This is a genomic window from Sphaerotilus sp. FB-3, assembly GCF_023706025.1.
GTDB lineage: Bacteria > Pseudomonadota > Gammaproteobacteria > Burkholderiales > Burkholderiaceae_C > Sphaerotilus > Sphaerotilus sulfidivorans.
In genome coordinates, this window is the sequence record NZ_BQWE01000016.1 from 295372 (window position 1) to 311675 (window position 16304).

A 16304-nucleotide genomic window follows, 5' to 3' on the forward strand; every position below is an offset into this window, starting at 1 on the left:
GCTTAGTCCTTCCTCACGTCGATGACCGTCACCACGGTCAGGTTCGGCGCCGGGTGTTCGACGTACACCACCACGGCCACGTTCACACCCGCCACCAGTCGCTGCATCCGGCACATCAGGCCGGGGTGCTTCATGTCCGGCTCGGGCGGCAGCGCCAGCCGGCCGGAGCGCAGCACATCCATGACCATCGGGTCGTTGATGTTGCGCTCCTTCATCCGCTGCTTGGCGTGGTTCGTCAGGATGACATTCGACGAACTGGCCGCACTCGCGCGGATGTGCTTCTCAAGCTGACGCGGGGATGGTACGGACAAGATGATGACCTATCAAGTTGATAGGTGTTGATTGTGGCCGAAAGGCATTCATCCGCGTGAGGACACCACGCGCAGCGCGCCCGGTTCCTCGCTGATGCAGGGCACCGGCAAGCCGGCCCCTGACCGTGGCTCGCTCCGCGAGCGATCAGTACTCCATGAACACCCGCTGCAGCGTCTTGCTGTCGGCTCCGCGGGCCAGCGCGACCATGGCCAGGATGCGTGCCTTCTGCGGGTTCAGGTCATGCGAGACGACCCAGTCGTACTGGTCGTCGGGCTGCTCGGCGTTGCGCAGCACGAAGCCGCCGGCGGTCACGCGGGCCGAGCGGATGATCTGCACGCCCTGGGCGCGCAGCTCGCGCAGCGCCGGGACCACCTGGTTCGAGACCGAGCCGTTGCCGGTGCCGGCGTGAATGATGGCCTTGGCGCCCTTGGCGCCCTTGGCGGCGAAGGCGCGGTAGGCGGTGTCGTCGGCGTTGCCCGAGCCGTAGGCGATCGAGACCGCCGGCAGCGTGCCGATCTGCTCGATGTCGAACTCCGAGCCGGTGGTGTGGCGCTTGACCGGGGCGCGGAACCAGTAGGTCTTGCCCTCGACGACCATGCCCAGCGGGCCCCAGGGGCTGCGGAAGGCCTCGGTCTTGATGTTGACGCTCTTGGAGACGTCGCGGCCGGTGTGGATCTCGTCGTTCATGACCACCAGCACGCCCTTGCCGCGGCTGTCCTTCGCCGCCGCGGTGGTGACCGCGTTGAGCAGGTTCAGCGCGCCGTCGGCCGAGATCGCGGTGCTCGGACGCATCGAGCCGACCACCACGACCGGCTTGTCGGTGCGCACCGTCAGGTTCAGGAAGTAGGCGGTCTCCTCGAGCGTGTCGGTGCCGTGCGTGATGACGATGCCATCCACGTCGGGCTGCTTGGCCAGGGCCGCCACGCGCTTGCCCAGCGTCAGCAGGTGCTCGTTGGTGAAGCTTTCCGAGGCGATCTGGAAGACCTGCTCGCCGCGCACCTGCGCGACCTGCGCCAGCTCGGGCACGCCGGCGATCAGCTTGTCGACCGGCACCTTCGCGGCCTGGTAGGAGGCGCTGTTGGCGGCGGTGGCGCCGGCGCCGGCGATGGTGCCGCCAGTGGCCAGCAGCACGACCTGCGGCCTGGCCGGCGGGGTGGCCGTCTGCGCGTGCACGGCGGCGGCGAAGGTCAGCGCGACCAGACCGGTCGCGAGGGAGTTCATCAGCTTCTTCAGCATGGCGACATCTGCGTGGGTGAGGGAGACCCTCGCCATTGCAGATGCCGTGCCAGTGCGTCCGGCATCGGTCCGGTGCTCCGGATGCCGCGGCAAGTCCTTGATTTTTCAGGATTCGCCTGATCGAACGTCCCGAACTCCGCACGAGAACCCGTCGCCGAACGACCGTTCGACGACGTGTGTTCGTCAGGGCGCGCGGTGGGTCAGACCACCTGGCCGAGCTTGAAGATCGGCAGGTACATCGCCACGACGATGCCGCCGATGATCGAGCCGAGCACGACGATGATGATCGGCTCCATCAGGCTGGACAGGCCCTTGACCGCCTCGTCGACCTCCTGCTCGTAGAAGTCGGCGACCTTGCCGAGCATCTGGTCGAGCGAGCCCGATTCCTCGCCGATCGAGGCCATCTGCAGCACCATGTTCGGGAAGATGCCCGAAGCCTGCATCGACGAGGTCAGCGCCGCGCCGGTGGCCACATCGCGCTGGATCTGCTCGGTGGCCTGGGTGAACACCGCATTGCCCGAGGCACCGCCGACCGAGTCGAGCGCCTCCACCAGCGGCACGCCGGCGGCGAACATCGTCGAGAGCGTGCGCGTCCAGCGCGCGACGGTGGCCTTGTGGATCAGGTCGCCGAAGACCGGCAGCTTCAGCGCCGCCCGGTCGATCGCCATCTGCATCTTCGGCGAGCGGCGCCAGCTCTCGATGAAGAAATAGATGCCCGCGCCGATGCTGCCGAAGATCAGCCACCAGTACTCGACGAAGAACTCCGACATCGCGATGACGAGCAGCGTCGGCGTCGGCAGGTCGGCGCCGAAGGACGAGAAGATCTGCTTGAACGACGGGATCACGAAGATCATGATCACCGCGACCACGATGAAAGCCACCACCAGCACCGCCACCGGATAGACCAGCGCCGACTTGATCTTCTGCTTCAGCGCCATCGTCTTTTCCTGGTAGGTCGCCAGGCGGTCGAGGAGCTGTTCCAGGATGCCGGCGGCCTCGCCGGCCTCGACCAGATTGCAGTAGAGCGCGTCGAACTGCAGCGGGTGGCGGCGGAAGGCCGCCGACAGGCTGGTGCCGGTCTCCACGTCGCTGCGGATGTCGGTGAGCATGCGCGTCAGGCGCGGGTTCGGGCTGCCGCGCGCGACGATGTCGAAGGCCTGCAGCAGCGGCACGCCGGATTTCAGCATTGTCGCGAGCTGGCGGGTGAAGATGGCGATGTCCTTGCCCTTGATCGCCTTGCCGCCGGACATGCGGCGCTTCCTGACCTTGCTGACCAGGATGCCCTGCCGGCGCAGGCTGGCATTGACCATCGCCTCGCCGCCGGCGCGCATCTCGCCGCGCACCGCCTTGCCGTTGCGGTCGCGGCCCTCCCATTCGAAGACGAATTCCTTGACCTTCTTCGATGCATTCGCAGCCGCTGTGGCCATTGTCGGTGTGCCTCCTGGCAGGGGTCAGACGCGCGCTGACGGAAAAGATGCGGGCCGCGGGCCCGGGCTCAGAGACATGCTCGCGGGCTCACTGGTTGGTGACGGAAATCACTTCTTCCAGTGTCGTCACGCCGTTGCGCACCTTGAGCAGTCCGGCCTGGCGCAGATCGCGCACGCCGTCGCGCCGCGCCTGCTCGGCGATGTCGATCGCGTTGCCCTGGGCGAGGATGATGCGCTGGACCGCCTCGGTGATCGGCATGACCTGGTACAGGCCGACGCGGCCGCGGTAGCCGTTGTTGCAGGCCGAGCAGCCGATCGCCCGGTAGGGCCGCCAGCTGCCGTCCAGATCGTCGGCGGCGAAGCCGGCCCGCAGCAGGGCCTCGCGCGGATAGTCGGCCGGCGCCTTGCAGTTCTCGCACAGCCGCCGCGCCAGGCGCTGCGCGGTGATCAGGATCACGCTGGCGGCGATGTTGAAGGCCGGCACGCCCATGTTCAGCAGCCGGGTCAGCGTCGTCGGCGCGTCGTTGGTGTGCAGCGTCGACAGCACCAGGTGACCGGTCTGCGCCGCCTTGATCGCGATGTCGGCGGTTTCCAGGTCGCGGATTTCGCCGACCATGATCACGTCCGGATCCTGGCGCAGGAAGGCCTTCAGCGCCACGGCGAAGTTCATGCCCGCCTTGTCGTTGACATTGACCTGGTTGACGCCGGGCAGGTTGATTTCCGCCGGATCCTCGACGGTGGAGATGTTGACGCCGGGCTGGTTGAGAATGTTCAGGCAGGTGTAGAGCGACACCGTCTTGCCCGAGCCGGTCGGGCCGGTCACCAGGATCATGCCGTAGGGGCGGCGCACCGCCGACAGCAGCCGCTCCTTCTCGTCGCGCTCGTAGCCGAGCGCGTCCACGCCCAGCCGCGCCGAGGACGGGTCGAGAATCCGGATCACGATCTTCTCGCCGAACAGCGTCGGCAGCGTCGAGACCCGGAAGTCGATCGCCTTGCTGCCGAACTTCAGCTTCATGCGGCCGTCCTGCGGCACGCGCTTCTCCGAGATGTCGAGCTTGGAGATGACCTTGATGCGCGAGGACAGCTTGTCCTTGATCGCGATCGGCGGCTGGGTGATCTCGCGCAGCTCGCCGTCGATGCGGAACCGCACCCGGTAGGTGTTCTCGTAGGGCTCGAAGTGCAGGTCGGAGGCGCGCATGTTGATCGCGTCGACCAGCATCTTCTGCAGGAAGCGCACCACCGGCGCGTCCTCGACCTCGGCGGAAGCGACCTCGTCGTCGGCCTTGGTGCTGGCGTCCTGCTCCTCGACCTCGAAGTCGAAGTCGCCGGAGGACACGATCGAGTCGAGCGCATCGCCGGCCGAGGTCGACTTGGCGTCGACGATGCGGGCGAGCTTGTCGTACTCGAGCACCACCCACTCGGGCGTGAGCTGGGTGGCGAACTTGATCCGGTCGACCGCTTCCTGGTCGGTCGGGTCGGCGCCACCGATGAACAGCCGGCTGCCGCGCCGGCCCAGCACCAGCACCTGGTACTGCGACAGCGTGCGGGCGTCGACCAGGTTCTGCGGCAGCCGGTTGATGTCGATCGCGTCGAGATCGAGCAGCGGCAGCCCGAGCACCTGCGACAGCGAGCAGGCCAGGTCATAGGCGCTCAGCGCATTGGCGCTGACCACCGCCGACACGAAGCTGCGCCGCTGGTCCCGCGCCACCCGCGACAGGTCTTCCGCGATCCGCGAGGGCAGCTTGCCGGCGAGCACCAGCACGCGTGCCACGCCAGACAGGGTGCTGGCGGGTCCATCAGGAAGAATTTCTGCTGCCACGGCAAGGACGACGGAGACGGTTGCGAAAGGAGGTAGACAAAGAGGGTCCGAAGGCGAAAAACGCATGATCCGCGATCGGCTCCGTGCTGTAAATCACGGATTGCAAGCCCCGGATCCGGGTGATCCAGCGGGCCGGCGTCGGGTCAGCTTGTAACTCAGCCGCCCTTCGAAAAAGTGACCTGCACGTGCAAATTCGCCATGCCGGTATCAATTGCTTTCACATTCGCCAGAAATTCACGTTCGGATTCGCCCCCGGGTCCGGTGGGGTGGGGACGGGTCCGGGCGCGGCTCTTGAAAAGCGCTCGCCCGGCCTCATGCTCGGAAGCCTTGGCCGCCCGCGGCCGGCGAATCCTTCGATTTCCTCAGAGATCTTCCGAGACGACTCACGACCATGGAAAAACAGACCCTGTCCTTCCAGGCCGAGGTGAAGCAGCTGCTGCACCTCGTCACCCACTCGCTGTACTCCAACAAGGAGATCTTCCTGCGCGAGCTGGTGTCGAACGCATCGGACGCCTGCGACAAGCTGCGCTTCGAGGCGCTGAACGATGCCTCGCTGTTCGAGGATCAGCCCAATCTCGAGATCCGCATCGGCTTCGACAAGGCCGCGCGCCGCATCATCATCAGCGACAACGGCATCGGCCTGTCCGCCCAGGAAGCCATCGACCACCTCGGCACCATCGCCAAGAGCGGCACGAAGGAGTTCATGGCCAAGCTCGACGGCGACAAGGCGCGTGACGCGAACCTGATCGGCCAGTTCGGCGTGGGCTTCTACTCGGGCTACATCGTCGCCGACCGCATCACGGTCGAGAGCCGTCGCGCCGGCCTGGCCGCGACCGAAGGCGTGCGCTGGTCCAGCGAGGGCACCGGCGACTTCGAGGTCGAGACCATCACCCGCGAGCGCCGCGGCACCGACATCATCCTGCACCTGCGCGAGGGCGAGGACGAGTTCCTCTCGACCTGGAAGCTCAAGAGCATCGTCGGCAAGTACAGCGACCACATCTCGCTGCCGGTGCTGATGCGCAAGGAGTCGTGGGACGCCGAGAAGGGCGAGAACGTCGCCTCCGACGACTGGGAGCCGGTCAACAAGGCCGCGGCCATCTGGACGCGCTCGAAGTCGGACATCACCGACGCCGAGTACAAGGCCTTCTACGAGCAGCTCACCTACGACACCACCGCGCCGCTGGCCTACACGCACAACCGCGTCGAGGGCCGCACCGAGTACACGCAGCTGCTCTACATCCCGGCCAAGGCGCCGTTCGACCTGTGGAACCGCGACAAGCGCGGCGGCGTCAAGCTCTATGTGAAGCGCGTCTTCATCATGGACGACGCCGAGGCGCTGATGCCGGTCTACCTGCGCTTCGTCAAGGGCGTGATCGATTCGGCCGACCTGCCGCTGAACGTCTCTCGAGAGCTGCTGCAGGAAAGCCGCGACGTGCGCGCGATCCGCGAGGGCTCGACCAAGCGCGTGCTGTCGATGCTCGAATCGCTGGCCGACAGCGAGAGCGCCGACGACAAGGCCAAGTACGCCGAGTTCTGGAAGCAGTTCGGCGCGGTGCTGAAGGAAGGCGTCGGCGAGGACCACGCCAACCAGGAGCGCCTGGCCAAGCTGCTGCGCTTCGCGTCCACGCACGCCGACGAGGGCGTCTCCTTCGCCGACTATGTCTCGCGCATGAAGGAAGGCCAGGAGGCGATCTACTACATCACCGCCGAGACCCTGGCCGCCGCGAAGAACAGCCCGCAGCTGGAGATCTTCAAGAAGAAGGGCATCGAGGTGCTGCTGTTCACCGATCGGGTGGACGAGTGGATGCTCTCGCACCTGTATGAGTTCGAAGGCAAGAGCCTGCAGAGCGTTGCCAAGGGCGCGGTCGATCTGGGCCAGCTGCAGGACGAGGACGAGAAGAAGCAGGCCGAGGCCGCCGCCGAATCCTTCAAGCCGACGCTCGACCGCCTGAAGGCCGCGCTGGCCAGCCGCGCCAAGGATGTGCGCGTCACGACCCGCCTGGTCGACTCGCCGGCCTGCCTGGTGGTCGAGGAGGGCGACATGAGCGGCCACCTGGCGCGCCTGCTCAAGCAGGCCGGCCAGAGCGCGCCGAACTCGCAGCCGGTGCTGGAAGTCAACGCCGAGCATGCGCTGGTGAAGAAGCTCGCCGCGCTGCCCGAAGGTGCGGCGCAGTTCGACGACCTGGCGCAGGTGCTGTTCGACAACGCGCTGCTGGCCGAGGGCGGCCAGCTGGAAGACCCGGCCGCGCATGTCAAGCGCATCCAGGCGCTGATCCTGGGCTGAGTCAGCCGCCCCAGATCTCCGAACGCCGGCGCTGCCGGCGTTTTTTTGGTTTCAATTTAGACAGTTGAATGTGACACTTGTGGTGATCATAATCGCGCCATGACGACGACCCCCGACGCTGCCGGCCACACGCTGGCGGAACTGTGCGCACTGGTCGATCTGCCGGCCCGGACGGTGCGCTACTACGTGCAGCTCGGGCTGGTGGACCGTCCGGTCGGCGAGACGCGGGCGGCGCGCTACGGCGCACGGCATCTGGAGCAGCTGCTGCAGATCCGGCGCTGGAGCGCAGCCGGCCTGTCCCTGGAGCGCATCCGGGAGCTGCTGCATGGCGAGACGCCGGAGCTGCCCGCCCGCGCGCCTTCGCCCGGCACGGTGACGGTGTGCAGCCATCTGACGGTGGCCGACGGGGTCGCGCTTGTCATCGACCCCGGCCGGGCCGGCGTGTCGTCCGAACAGCTGCGCGTCTTCGTGCGTGCGGTCATGGCGGCCTGGGACGAGGCGCTGGGACCGATCGGAGCGGGAGCGCAGCCGCCCCCCTGACCGTCGACCAAGGAGCAGCGCTTGACCCAGCCCACCGCATCGAACCCGTTCCAGAATTCCCCTGGCTTGCCGGCCGAGCGTCACCGGCGATCGCCGTCCCTGCCGCTGCTGCGCGGGGCGCGGGTGAGCGGCGAGCTGCGCGGCCTGCTGTTCGAGTCGACGCTGGAGCTGGTCTTCCGCAACGACACCGACGAGAGCCTGGAGGTGATCCACACCTTCGCGCTGCCGGCCGGCGCGGTGCTGCTCGACATCGAGGTGCAGCTCGACGGGCAGCGGCTCACCGGCCGCATCGTGCCCGCGGCGCAGGCCGACATCGGCTATGAGCAGGCGCTGTGCGAGGGGCGCAGCGCGGTGATGCTCGAGTCCAACCGCAACGGCTCCTTCTCGCTCAACCTCGGCCATCTGCGCCCCGGCGCCGAGTGCGTGCTGCGGCTGGGCCAGGCCTGCGAGCTGCAGCCCCAGGCCGGGCACCTGCGCCTGATCGTGCCGACGGTGATCGCGCCGCGCTACGGCAACCCCCAGCAGCAGGCCGGGCTGCAGCCTCACCAGGTCGCGCCGGTCTCGCCGACGGTCGAATATCCCTTCGAGCTGGACCTGCGCCTGCACGGGCCGCTGGCCCGGGCGCGGCTGTCCTCGCCGAGCCATGCGCTGGCGGTCGAGCCCTCCGGCGACGGCCGGAGCGTCGCGGTCACGCTGGCGCAGCCGGGCTGGCTGGACCGCGATCTGGTGCTGGTGCTGGAGCGGCTGCCGGGGCTGTCGCTGGGGCTGCGCGCCGCGCCGGATGCGGCGCTGGTGACGGGCCGCATTCCGGTGCTGCTGGCGATGCCGGTTCCGGCCGCGCCGCCCGAGACGCTGGCGCCGGTCAGCCGGCCGATGCGCCTGAAGATGCTGATCGACTGCTCCGGCTCGATGAGCGGCGCCAGCCTGCAGTCCGCGCAGCAGGCGCTGCGCCATGGCATCGCGTCGCTGCGCAGCGGCGACCAGTTCTCGCTGTCGCGCTTTGGCACCGAGGTGCAGCACCGCAGCCGCGCGCTGTGGACCACCACGCCGGCGAGCCTGCAGGCGGCGCAGGAGTGGGTCGACCATCTGGCGGCCGATCTGGGCGGCACCGAGATGAGCCGGGCGCTGGCCTCGGTGCTGGCGCTGCCGGCCGACGGTTCCTGCGACGTGCTGCTGGTCACCGACGGCCAGATCCACGGCGTCACCGAGCTGATCGAGACCGCGCGGGCGGGCCGGCAGCGCATCTTCGTCGTGGGCATCGGCCCGGCGGTGCCGGAGGCGATGCTGCGCGAGCTGGCGCTGCAGACCGGCGGCGCCAGCGAGTTCGTCACCCACGGCGAGGCGGTCGGGGGCGCGATGCGGCGGCTTTTCGCGCGGCTGCGCGAGCCGGGCTGCACCGGGCTGAGGCTGCGGCTGCCTCCGGACGCGGGCGAGCCGATCTGGGCCTCGGCGCCGCCGGACATCGGTTTTCCCGGCGAGACGCTGGTGCTGCGCCTCTGGCTGGAGCGGCTGCCGACCGAGGGCGACTTCGTGCTCGAGGGCCTGCCGAGCGATCGCCTCGGTCAGGCGGACGAGCCGGTCGAGCTGGCGCGGCTGCCGGTGAGCGCGCTCGACGAGGCGGGGGAGAGGCTGCCGCGCATGCTGGTCGCGGCCGAGCTGGCGCAGGTGGCGCACGCCCAGGCGCCGGGCAGCGCGCTGCCGCCGTCGCTGCTCGAGCGGGTGCTGGCCGCGCGGCTGATGTCTTCGGGCACGCGCTTCCTGATGGTCGACGAGCGGCAGGACATGCCCCCGGTGCTGACGATGCCGCGCCAGCAGGTGGTGCCGCAGATGGCGACGCCCATTCTGCCCAGCGTCACACCGTTTTCGAGGGCCTGCAGGTCCCCCATGCGCTTGGCCATGCCGAGTGCGCCCATGACGGAGGCGGACCGCGAGGCCCAGGCGGCCCGTCAAGCCGCAGCCAAACGTGAGGCCCAGGCGATCCGCGACATGATGGATCGCAACGGCCCGGGCAAGCTCAGGACTCGCGCAGCGAGGTCCGTGCCGAGCGACGAGGGGCCGCAACGTGCCGGTTCGCCGTCGGGCTTCGTGCAGGGCGTGATGAGCGCTCGGAGCTCGCGGACCCCGCTGGACTGGACGGATCTGCAGCGGATGGGCTTGTCCGCCACCGTGGTGAAGGCGCTGAAGGCCTGCGGCCAGCCGGAGAGATCGGACGAGCTGCTCGCCGCGTTGATCGAGCTGCTGTGCGACTGGGATGTCGATCGGCGGGCGCCGTGCCACCCGGCCAGCGGCGGGGTTTGGCGCGGGGCCCTGGTGGCGGTGCTGCGCGAGGCGCTGCGTCCCGAGCGTTGGGGCGCAGCCTGAGCGCTCCCGCCTGGCTCAGGCCACCAGCGGCTCGTCCTCCATCGCCGCGATCTGCTCGCGCAGCAGCGTCGTCTGCTGCGACCAGTAGGACGGGCTCTCGAAGCTCGGGAAGGCGACCGGGAAGGCCGGATCGTCCCAGCGCCGCGCGATCCAGGCGCTGTGCTGGATGATGCGCAGCGTGCGCAGCGGCTCGATCAGCGCGAGTTCGCGCCGGTCGAATTCGCGGATCGTCTCGTAGCCGTCGAGCAGCGCGCCGAGCTGGGTCTGCATCTCGTGGCGGTCGCCGCCCAGCAGCATCCACAGGTCCTGCACCGCCGGGCCGTTGACCGCATCGTCCAGATCGACGAAATGCGGCCCGGCCGCGGTCCACAGCAGGTTGCCGACATGGCAGTCGCCGTGCAGGCGCAGCAGCTCGAGCGCGCCGTGGCGCCGCAGCCGGGTGTCGACCGCATCGAGCGCGCGCAGGCAGGTGTCGTGCCAGCCGTGCAGCGCGTCCGGCGGCAGCCGGTCGCCGTCGATCAGCCACTGCACCGAGGCGCGCGCCGCGGCGCTGCCGTCGAGCGTCAGGCGCTGCGCGAAGGGCCGGCGCGCGCCGACCGTGTGCAGGCGGCCCAGGAAGCGGCCGATCCATTCGAGCACCGACGCATCCTCCAGCTCGGGCGAGCGCCCGCCGCAGCGCGGCGACACCGCGAAGCGCCAGCCCTCGAGCGTGGCCAGCGTCGGCGGCCGGCCCTGCAGCGTCAGGGTGGCAGGGGCCTCGGGGGGCGCCTGCAGCGCCAGCGGCGCGACGGCCGGCACCTCGGCCTCGGCCAGCTCGCGTGCGAAGGCGTGTTCCTCGAGGATCTGCGCGTCGCTCCAACGGCCCGCGCGGTAGAACTTCGCCACCACCACCGCGGGCGGCGCGGCCTGCGGGTCTAGGCTTTCCTCCAGATGGACCTGGAAGACGCGGTTCTCGTAGGAGTTGAGCTGCAGGATGCGGCCGTCGCCGCGCAGGCCGGCGGCGTCGAGCGCGTCGAGCACCGCGTGCGGGGTCAGGCCGGCATAGGGCAGATCGGGGGAGGGCGGGAATGCGGTCATCGGCGCATCCTAGCGAACCGGCCGCGTCCGGGCCGGCGGCAGGGTCCGCCCGCCGCGGGTCAGCGCTTGCCGACGATGTCGCCGGCGGCGTCGCCCGGCGGGCCGAAGTCGCCGGGGTTGAACTTGCTGGTCGACTGGCCGGCCCAGCTGCGGTTGCCGGTTGCGGCGCCGGTGCCGTTGGGCGCGCCGGCCGGGGTGGCGCGCGGCGAGTCGTCGAAGGGGTCGCGCTGGGTTTCCGGCGCGAAGAAGGAGTCGTGCGAGAAGCCTGACTCATACCACTGGCTGCTCGCGCCGTTGGCCGGTGCGCCGTTGCGCACCGCGTTGGCCAGCGTCGAGCGGCGCTGCGCGGTCGTGTCGTCCGGGCTGCCCGGCACCGCCGGGCGCTGGCTGTCGCCGCTGGCGGGCACCAGCAGCTGCAGCTCGGCCGCGGTCGGCAGCTGGTCGGCGCGGCAGCGCACATAGCGCACCCGGCAGGCGTCGAGCACCGCCAGCTTGATCGCCGCGGTGCGCTTGGAGGCTGGCCGGCTCGGCCGCTCGATGTCGACCGCGGCCAGCACCTTGCCGTTGTCGGCGCAGACGACGAAGCTCACATGGATCGGGCCGAGCAGGTTGAACCAGTAGCGCAGCTCCTCGCGGTCCTCGGGCTGGCAGAAGCGCACCAGCGGCAGCTTGGCCAGGATCATGTGATGCGGCAGCGCGGTGCGCAGCTGGCGGTAGAGCGCGCGTTCCTCGGGCGAGAAGATGGGGCGTTGGGTCAGCGGCCATTCGGTGGGCAGCTCGGCGTTGCCGCTGGCGGCTGCCCCGGAGCGCCGCAGGACCAGCACCGCCAGACCGATGATGCCTGCGATCGCGGCGAGGGCGAGGATCCAGACTTGGATGGGCATGGGAGGTTCCGAGAGTTTGCAAGGTGAAGGCGGTGGATGCCTACGCCGCTCTATCGGCCACCTGAACCGGCAATTGGCACCCCATGGGTGCCATTATGTAACGCCATGTCAACAGATTTGCTGTTTGCAACAGCCGTCGATCATGGGCAGACCTGCCGTCCGTCGTCCGGCCGGGGCAGGGTGCGCTCAGCGGCCGGGCTGCAGCAGATGGCGGCCGAGCGCCAGCAGGTGGCGCCACTGGCGCTGGCCGCGCCGCGACTGGTAGCTCAGCTCGGTGGCCTGACGCGCGAACAGCTCCTCGAGCTGGCTCATCAGCGTGTCGGGCGGCAGGTGCAGCCAGGCCTCGGTCTCGCCGCCCTCGTTGCGCAGCTCGGCGCCGGCCTGGCGCGCAATGCGCAGCATCGCGGTGTTCTCGCTGAGCGCATGGATGTAGATCCTGTCGATGCCGTGATTGCGTGCATGGCGCACCGCATGGTCGAACAGGCGTGCGCCGTGGCCGCGCCCACGCGCCCGCAGATCCACCGACACGGCAAACTCGGCCATCCGGCGCATGCCGTGGTGGGCTCCGGCCACATCGCAGCAGGCCAGATGGGAGATCGCCAGCAGTTGCAGGCGATGATCGAAGATGCCGAACACCTCATCCTGCTGGAAGTCGATCGAGGCCACATGCTGCCGGATGCGCTCGTCGCTGGCCGGGTAGCCGAAGCGCAGATAGCGGTCATGCGCGCTCAGTGCCAGCAGATGGCGTTCGATGCGGCTGCGATGCGAGGCATCCAGCCGGCGGATCGGCACCCAGCGCCACCAGGCGCGCTGCCGTGTCGGGGAAGCCGGGGGGGTATTCATGACGTCAATATACGGGGCAACCCTTGGTCTTGAGCTTGTCGATGTGCAGAACCCCTGATGCTGATGCTGCAATGCAGCAAAAATTGCCGGCTTCATCAGAAGCTCAGGATCCGGTACGGCGTTTGCTGCTGCGCCAGGGCCTGGGTGCGGGCGCGCTGATGCTGGCCGGCTGTGCCTCGGCGCCCTCGGGCCGGCCGCGGACGCCGCCGCGGCTGCCGCCGTCCGAGCGTGCCTGCGCCGAGCGGCTGGGCTGGGGCATCGATGCCGCCACCGCGTTGCGCTGGCACGAGCGCGGGCGCCGCCGCATGATCGCCAGCCTGCTGCGGCCCGCGTCCGGCGAAGGCCTGCCCGCACCGGTGCAGGCGCGGCTGGAGGAGATGTCGATCGTGACCATGAGTCCGCTGGCGCGGCTGCAGCAGATCGAGCAGCTGCGCCGCAGCGAGGACCGGCAGGCTGCCAACCGCCGGCTCGACGAGCTGCATCGCGAGGCGGTCGACCGCACGCTGCTGCTGGCGCTGCACTCGCCCCACGGGGTGCGCGAGCGCATGACCTGGTTCTGGAGCAACCATTTCAGCGTCGCCGCGGCCAAGTCCAATCTGCGGGCGCTGGTCGGCGACCATGAGCAGGCGCTGCGCGAGCGCGCGCTCGGCCGCTTCGAGGACCTGCTGCAGGCCGCCACCTTCCAGCCGTCGATGCTGCGCTATCTCGACAACGAGTCCAGCGCCGCCGGGCGCCTGAACGAGAACCACGCGCGCGAGCTGCTGGAGCTGCACACGCTGGGCGTGGACGGCGGCTACACCCAGCGCGACGTGCAGGAGCTGGCCCGGGTGCTGAGCGGCCTGGGCCTGAGCCTGGCCGAGCCGGGCCAGCTGCCGAAGATGAAGCCGGCGCAGCAGCCGCAGCACTGGCGCGATGGCCTGGCCGAGTTCAACCCGGCGCGCCATGACGACGGCGACAAGACGCTGCTGGGCCGGCGCATTGCCGGCGGGCGTGGTCGCGAGGAGATCGTCGAGGCGCTGCGGCTGCTGGCGCGCCATCCGGCCACCGCCCGCCATCTCTGCACGAAGCTGGCGCTGTTCTGGCTCGGCGTGCCGGGTTCGGCGGGGTTGATCGACCGCCTGGGCCGGCGCTTTCTCGACGAGGACGGCGCGATCGCGCCGGTGCTGGCGCTGCTGTTCGCCGATCCGGAGTTCGAGGCCTCGCTGGGGCGGCGCTTCAAGGAGCCGCTGCTCCATGTGGTGTCGGCCGCGCGGCTGGCGGGCGACAGCGTGCCGGTGCTCGACACCGCGCCGCTGTGGAGCGCGCTGGGCCGGCTCGGCCAGCGCCCCTTCGGCCGGCAGACGCCCGACGGCTATCCGCTCGACGAGGCGTCCTGGGCCGGCGCCGGCCAGATGGTGGCGCGCTTCGAGGTGGCGCGTGCGCTGGCGCGGGCCTTTGCGGCGCCGCCGCGGCCGGTCGCGCTGCTCGACGAGACCGGCCAGCTGGTGCCGCTGGGCGAGCGCAGCCGCGGCGTGCTCGATCAGGTCCGCACCCCGCAGGAGCGCAACGCGCTGCTGCTGTCCTCGCCGGAGTTCATGCGCGGCTGAAGCGGGCGGGCGGCCGGCCGATGTCTTCGCTCATCCGAAGGAGATTCATGATGCGTTCCGACCCGCGCCAGATGTCGTCGACCCGCCGCCGGCTGCTGGGCGCCGCCGCGCTGGCCGGGCTGGCCACGCCCTGGCGGCTGAGGGCCGCGCCGGCGGACCGGCCCCGGCTGCTGGTGGTCTTCCTGCGCGGCGCCTGCGACATGGCCAGCCTGCTGGTGCCGGCGGCCAGCGACGACTACCTGACGGCGCGCCCGCGCATCGCCATCGCCCGGCCGGGCGGCGGCGTGGAGGCCGCGCTGGCCCTGCCCGGCGAGGTCGACTGGGCGCTGGCCCCGGCGCTGGGCGACAGCCTGCTGCCGCTCTACGCCCGCGGCGAGCTGGCCTTCCTGCCCTTCACCGGCATCCATGACCTGTCGCGCAGCCATTTCGAGACGCAGGACCGGCTGGAGATGGGAGCGGCCGACGGCTCGCCCGCCGAGGTGCGCCGCAGCGGCTGGATGAACCGCCTGGCCGCCGAGATCGGCGCCGGCCGCGGCGAGGTGATCGCGCTGACGCGCGAGCTGCCGCTGATCCTGCGCGGCGACATCCCGGTGCCCAGCCAGGCGCTCGACGGCGCCAGCCTGGCCGGCATCGATGCGCGCCAGGCGGCGCGGCTGCGCCAGATGTACGCCGGCACCGCGCTGGCCGGCGCGGTCGACGACGGGCTGGAGGTGCGCCGCATGGCGCAGCAGGACCTGGCGCCGGGCATGGAGCCGGCCGGCCGCGGCGCGATCTCCGCACGCGGCTTCGAGGGCGAGGCCCGCCGCATCGCCCGGCTGATGCGCGAGCGCTGGCGCCTGGGCTTCGTCGACATCGGCGGCTGGGACACGCATGTCGGCCAGGGCGGCGCCACCGGTGCGCTGGCCACGCGGGCCGGCGAGCTGGGCCGCGGTCTGGCCGGCTTCGCCGCCGAGCTGGGCGAGGCCGCCTGGCGCGACACCGTGGTCGTGGTGATGAGCGAGTTCGGCCGCACCTTCCGCGAGAACGGCAGCCGCGGCACCGACCACGGCCACGGCACCACCTGGATGGTGCTGGGCGGCGCGCTGCGCGGCGGGCGCATCGCCGGCGAGCAGGTGCCGGTCGGCTTCGCCACGCTGCACCAGGGCCGCGACTGGCCGGTGCTCAACGACTACCGCGTGCTGCTCGCCGGCCTGCTCGGCCGCCTGTACGGGCTGGACGCGGCGCGGCTGGCGCGGGTGTTCGATGCGCGGGTGGCGGGCGCGTCAGGGCCGGGGGGCGGGCTGGTTTGACGGGTGCCAGATGCTCAAACAAAAAGGGGCACCATGAACGGTGCCCCTCGATCGTCAAGCTGGGGTGGCGGTGCTTATCCGCCCCAAAGCGTGTTGATCAGCTTCCCCAGCAGCTTCACCGCTTCATTGGCGATCAGGCCTTGCAGGATGCGTTGAAAAAGCCCGGTCGACCAGCTTGTCGCTGGCAAGGGGGATGCTGTGGTGGGTGATGGCGATGAAGTGATCTCGATGTGGGTGATCTTGATGCGCATGGCATCCTTTTCAAGCTTTTATGGAAAAAAGCTCGACCCATCCCCTGCCGTCATGGCAGAGGCAACCCCTTCGGCGTGTGCACGCTCAGAGCATTTTTAAAGCACTTTGAAAACACACGCTGCCTTGGGTAGAGGTATCATCTCGGTAGCATTTTGCTAACTTGCAACCGCTCGGTACCTCTGGGGCGAGCACCAAAGCCGACGTGCGCACGCACGCCGGGCACAGGGCAGCAGTGGCGGCAACCACTGCTTGCCCAATGTGCAAATTCAATCTTAACGGAACGGCGTCTCTGCTGAATCCGTTGCCCCGGCCTTTAGAGCGGCTAACAAAACCAAACACCCGTCGTGTCAGATCCGAGCGATGCTGAGGGGATGAAACAGCAAGAAATCAGCGC

Annotated in this window: 13 protein-coding genes; 5 read left to right on the top strand and 8 right to left on the bottom strand. The window is 69.8% G+C overall.

The features are described 5' to 3' along the window. Positions 1 to 2: 2 nt before the first annotated feature. The 4 genes from NFT33_RS09565 to pilB all read right to left on the bottom strand — a co-directional run bounded on the left by NFT33_RS09565 (position 3) and on the right by pilB (position 4860). Positions 3 to 311, bottom strand: coding sequence for a DUF4258 domain-containing protein (locus tag NFT33_RS09565; RefSeq protein ID WP_251674871.1), 309 nt, complete (start codon positions 309 to 311; stop codon positions 3 to 5). Positions 312 to 456: 145 nt separating this feature from the next. Continuing rightward, the gene (locus tag NFT33_RS09570; RefSeq protein WP_251674873.1) at positions 457 to 1533 is read right to left on the bottom strand and encodes a type II asparaginase; all 1077 of its coding nucleotides are present in this window, start codon (positions 1531 to 1533) and stop codon (positions 457 to 459) included. Between the two features lie 215 nt (positions 1534 to 1748). Then, on the bottom strand, positions 1749 to 2975 hold the full coding sequence (locus tag NFT33_RS09575) for a type II secretion system F family protein (protein ID WP_251674875.1): 1227 nt from the start codon (positions 2973 to 2975) through the stop codon (positions 1749 to 1751). 88 nt (positions 2976 to 3063) lie between these two features. After that, a complete protein-coding gene (pilB, locus tag NFT33_RS09580; protein ID WP_376744144.1) occupies positions 3064 to 4860 on the bottom strand; it encodes a type IV-A pilus assembly ATPase PilB in 1797 nt (598 codons plus the stop codon). Positions 4861 to 5185: 325 nt separating this feature from the next. On the opposite strand from pilB, the gene htpG reads away from it, so the two are divergent. The 3 genes from htpG (at position 5186) to NFT33_RS09595 (ending at position 9979) form a co-directional block, all read left to right on the top strand. After that, entirely contained in the window at positions 5186 to 7078 is a 1893-nt protein-coding gene (htpG, locus tag NFT33_RS09585) for a molecular chaperone HtpG (protein ID WP_251674879.1), read from the top strand. A 99-nt stretch (positions 7079 to 7177) separates the two neighbouring features. After that, the gene (locus tag NFT33_RS09590; protein WP_149502536.1) at positions 7178 to 7618 is read left to right on the top strand and encodes a MerR family transcriptional regulator; all 441 of its coding nucleotides are present in this window, start codon (positions 7178 to 7180) and stop codon (positions 7616 to 7618) included. Between the two features lie 21 nt (positions 7619 to 7639). Continuing rightward, positions 7640 to 9979 carry a VIT and vWA domain-containing protein gene (locus NFT33_RS09595; RefSeq protein ID WP_251674881.1) on the top strand — a complete coding sequence of 780 codons (2340 nt, stop codon included), beginning with the start codon at positions 7640 to 7642 and terminating at the stop codon, positions 9977 to 9979. A 15-nt stretch (positions 9980 to 9994) separates the two neighbouring features. On the opposite strand, the gene NFT33_RS09600 is transcribed toward NFT33_RS09595, so the two are convergent. The 3 genes from NFT33_RS09600 to NFT33_RS09610 form a co-directional block, all read right to left on the bottom strand. Beyond that, on the bottom strand, positions 9995 to 11056 hold the full coding sequence (locus tag NFT33_RS09600) for a serine/threonine protein kinase (protein ID WP_251674884.1): 1062 nt from the start codon (positions 11054 to 11056) through the stop codon (positions 9995 to 9997). A gap of 59 nt (positions 11057 to 11115) precedes the next feature. After that, positions 11116 to 11940, bottom strand: coding sequence for a DUF2726 domain-containing protein (locus NFT33_RS09605; protein ID WP_220786011.1), 825 nt, complete (start codon positions 11938 to 11940; stop codon positions 11116 to 11118). A gap of 186 nt (positions 11941 to 12126) precedes the next feature. After that, positions 12127 to 12783, bottom strand: a complete 657-nt coding sequence (locus NFT33_RS09610) for a GNAT family N-acetyltransferase (RefSeq protein ID WP_251674886.1) — start codon at positions 12781 to 12783, stop codon at positions 12127 to 12129. A 122-nt stretch (positions 12784 to 12905) separates the two neighbouring features. On the opposite strand from NFT33_RS09610, the gene NFT33_RS09615 reads away from it, so the two are divergent. Both NFT33_RS09615 and NFT33_RS09620 read left to right on the top strand, forming a co-directional pair. Beyond that, on the top strand, positions 12906 to 14369 hold the full coding sequence (locus NFT33_RS09615; RefSeq protein ID WP_251674888.1) for a DUF1800 domain-containing protein: 1464 nt from the start codon (positions 12906 to 12908) through the stop codon (positions 14367 to 14369). A 50-nt stretch (positions 14370 to 14419) separates the two neighbouring features. Continuing rightward, positions 14420 to 15658, top strand: coding sequence for a DUF1501 domain-containing protein (locus NFT33_RS09620; protein WP_251674891.1), 1239 nt, complete (start codon positions 14420 to 14422; stop codon positions 15656 to 15658). Between the two features lie 74 nt (positions 15659 to 15732). Here NFT33_RS09620 and NFT33_RS09625 read toward each other — a convergent pair whose 3' ends face one another. Continuing rightward, positions 15733 to 15909, bottom strand: a complete 177-nt coding sequence (locus tag NFT33_RS09625) for a hypothetical protein (RefSeq protein ID WP_251674893.1) — start codon at positions 15907 to 15909, stop codon at positions 15733 to 15735. Between the last annotated feature and the right edge of the window lie 395 nt (positions 15910 to 16304).

What these genes read in the sequence shown, in the direction of transcription:
- pilB (WP_376744144.1), bottom strand. Translation starts at nt 4,860, where the DNA reads ATGCGTTTTTCGCCTTCGGACCCTCTTTGTCTACCTCCTTTCGCAACC.
- NFT33_RS09575 (WP_251674875.1), bottom strand. Translation starts at nt 2,975, where the DNA reads ATGGCCACAGCGGCTGCGAATGCATCGAAGAAGGTCAAGGAATTCGTC.
- NFT33_RS09600 (WP_251674884.1), bottom strand. Translation starts at nt 11,056, where the DNA reads ATGACCGCATTCCCGCCCTCCCCCGATCTGCCCTATGCCGGCCTGACC.
- NFT33_RS09625 (WP_251674893.1), bottom strand. Translation starts at nt 15,909, where the DNA reads ATGCGCATCAAGATCACCCACATCGAGATCACTTCATCGCCATCACCC.
- NFT33_RS09605 (WP_220786011.1), bottom strand. Translation starts at nt 11,940, where the DNA reads ATGCCCATCCAAGTCTGGATCCTCGCCCTCGCCGCGATCGCAGGCATC.
- htpG (WP_251674879.1), top strand. Translation starts at nt 5,186, where the DNA reads ATGGAAAAACAGACCCTGTCCTTCCAGGCCGAGGTGAAGCAGCTGCTG.
- NFT33_RS09590 (WP_149502536.1), top strand. Translation starts at nt 7,178, where the DNA reads ATGACGACGACCCCCGACGCTGCCGGCCACACGCTGGCGGAACTGTGC.
- NFT33_RS09620 (WP_251674891.1), top strand. Translation starts at nt 14,420, where the DNA reads ATGCGTTCCGACCCGCGCCAGATGTCGTCGACCCGCCGCCGGCTGCTG.
- NFT33_RS09570 (WP_251674873.1), bottom strand. Translation starts at nt 1,533, where the DNA reads ATGAACTCCCTCGCGACCGGTCTGGTCGCGCTGACCTTCGCCGCCGCC.
- NFT33_RS09610 (WP_251674886.1), bottom strand. Translation starts at nt 12,783, where the DNA reads ATGAATACCCCCCCGGCTTCCCCGACACGGCAGCGCGCCTGGTGGCGC.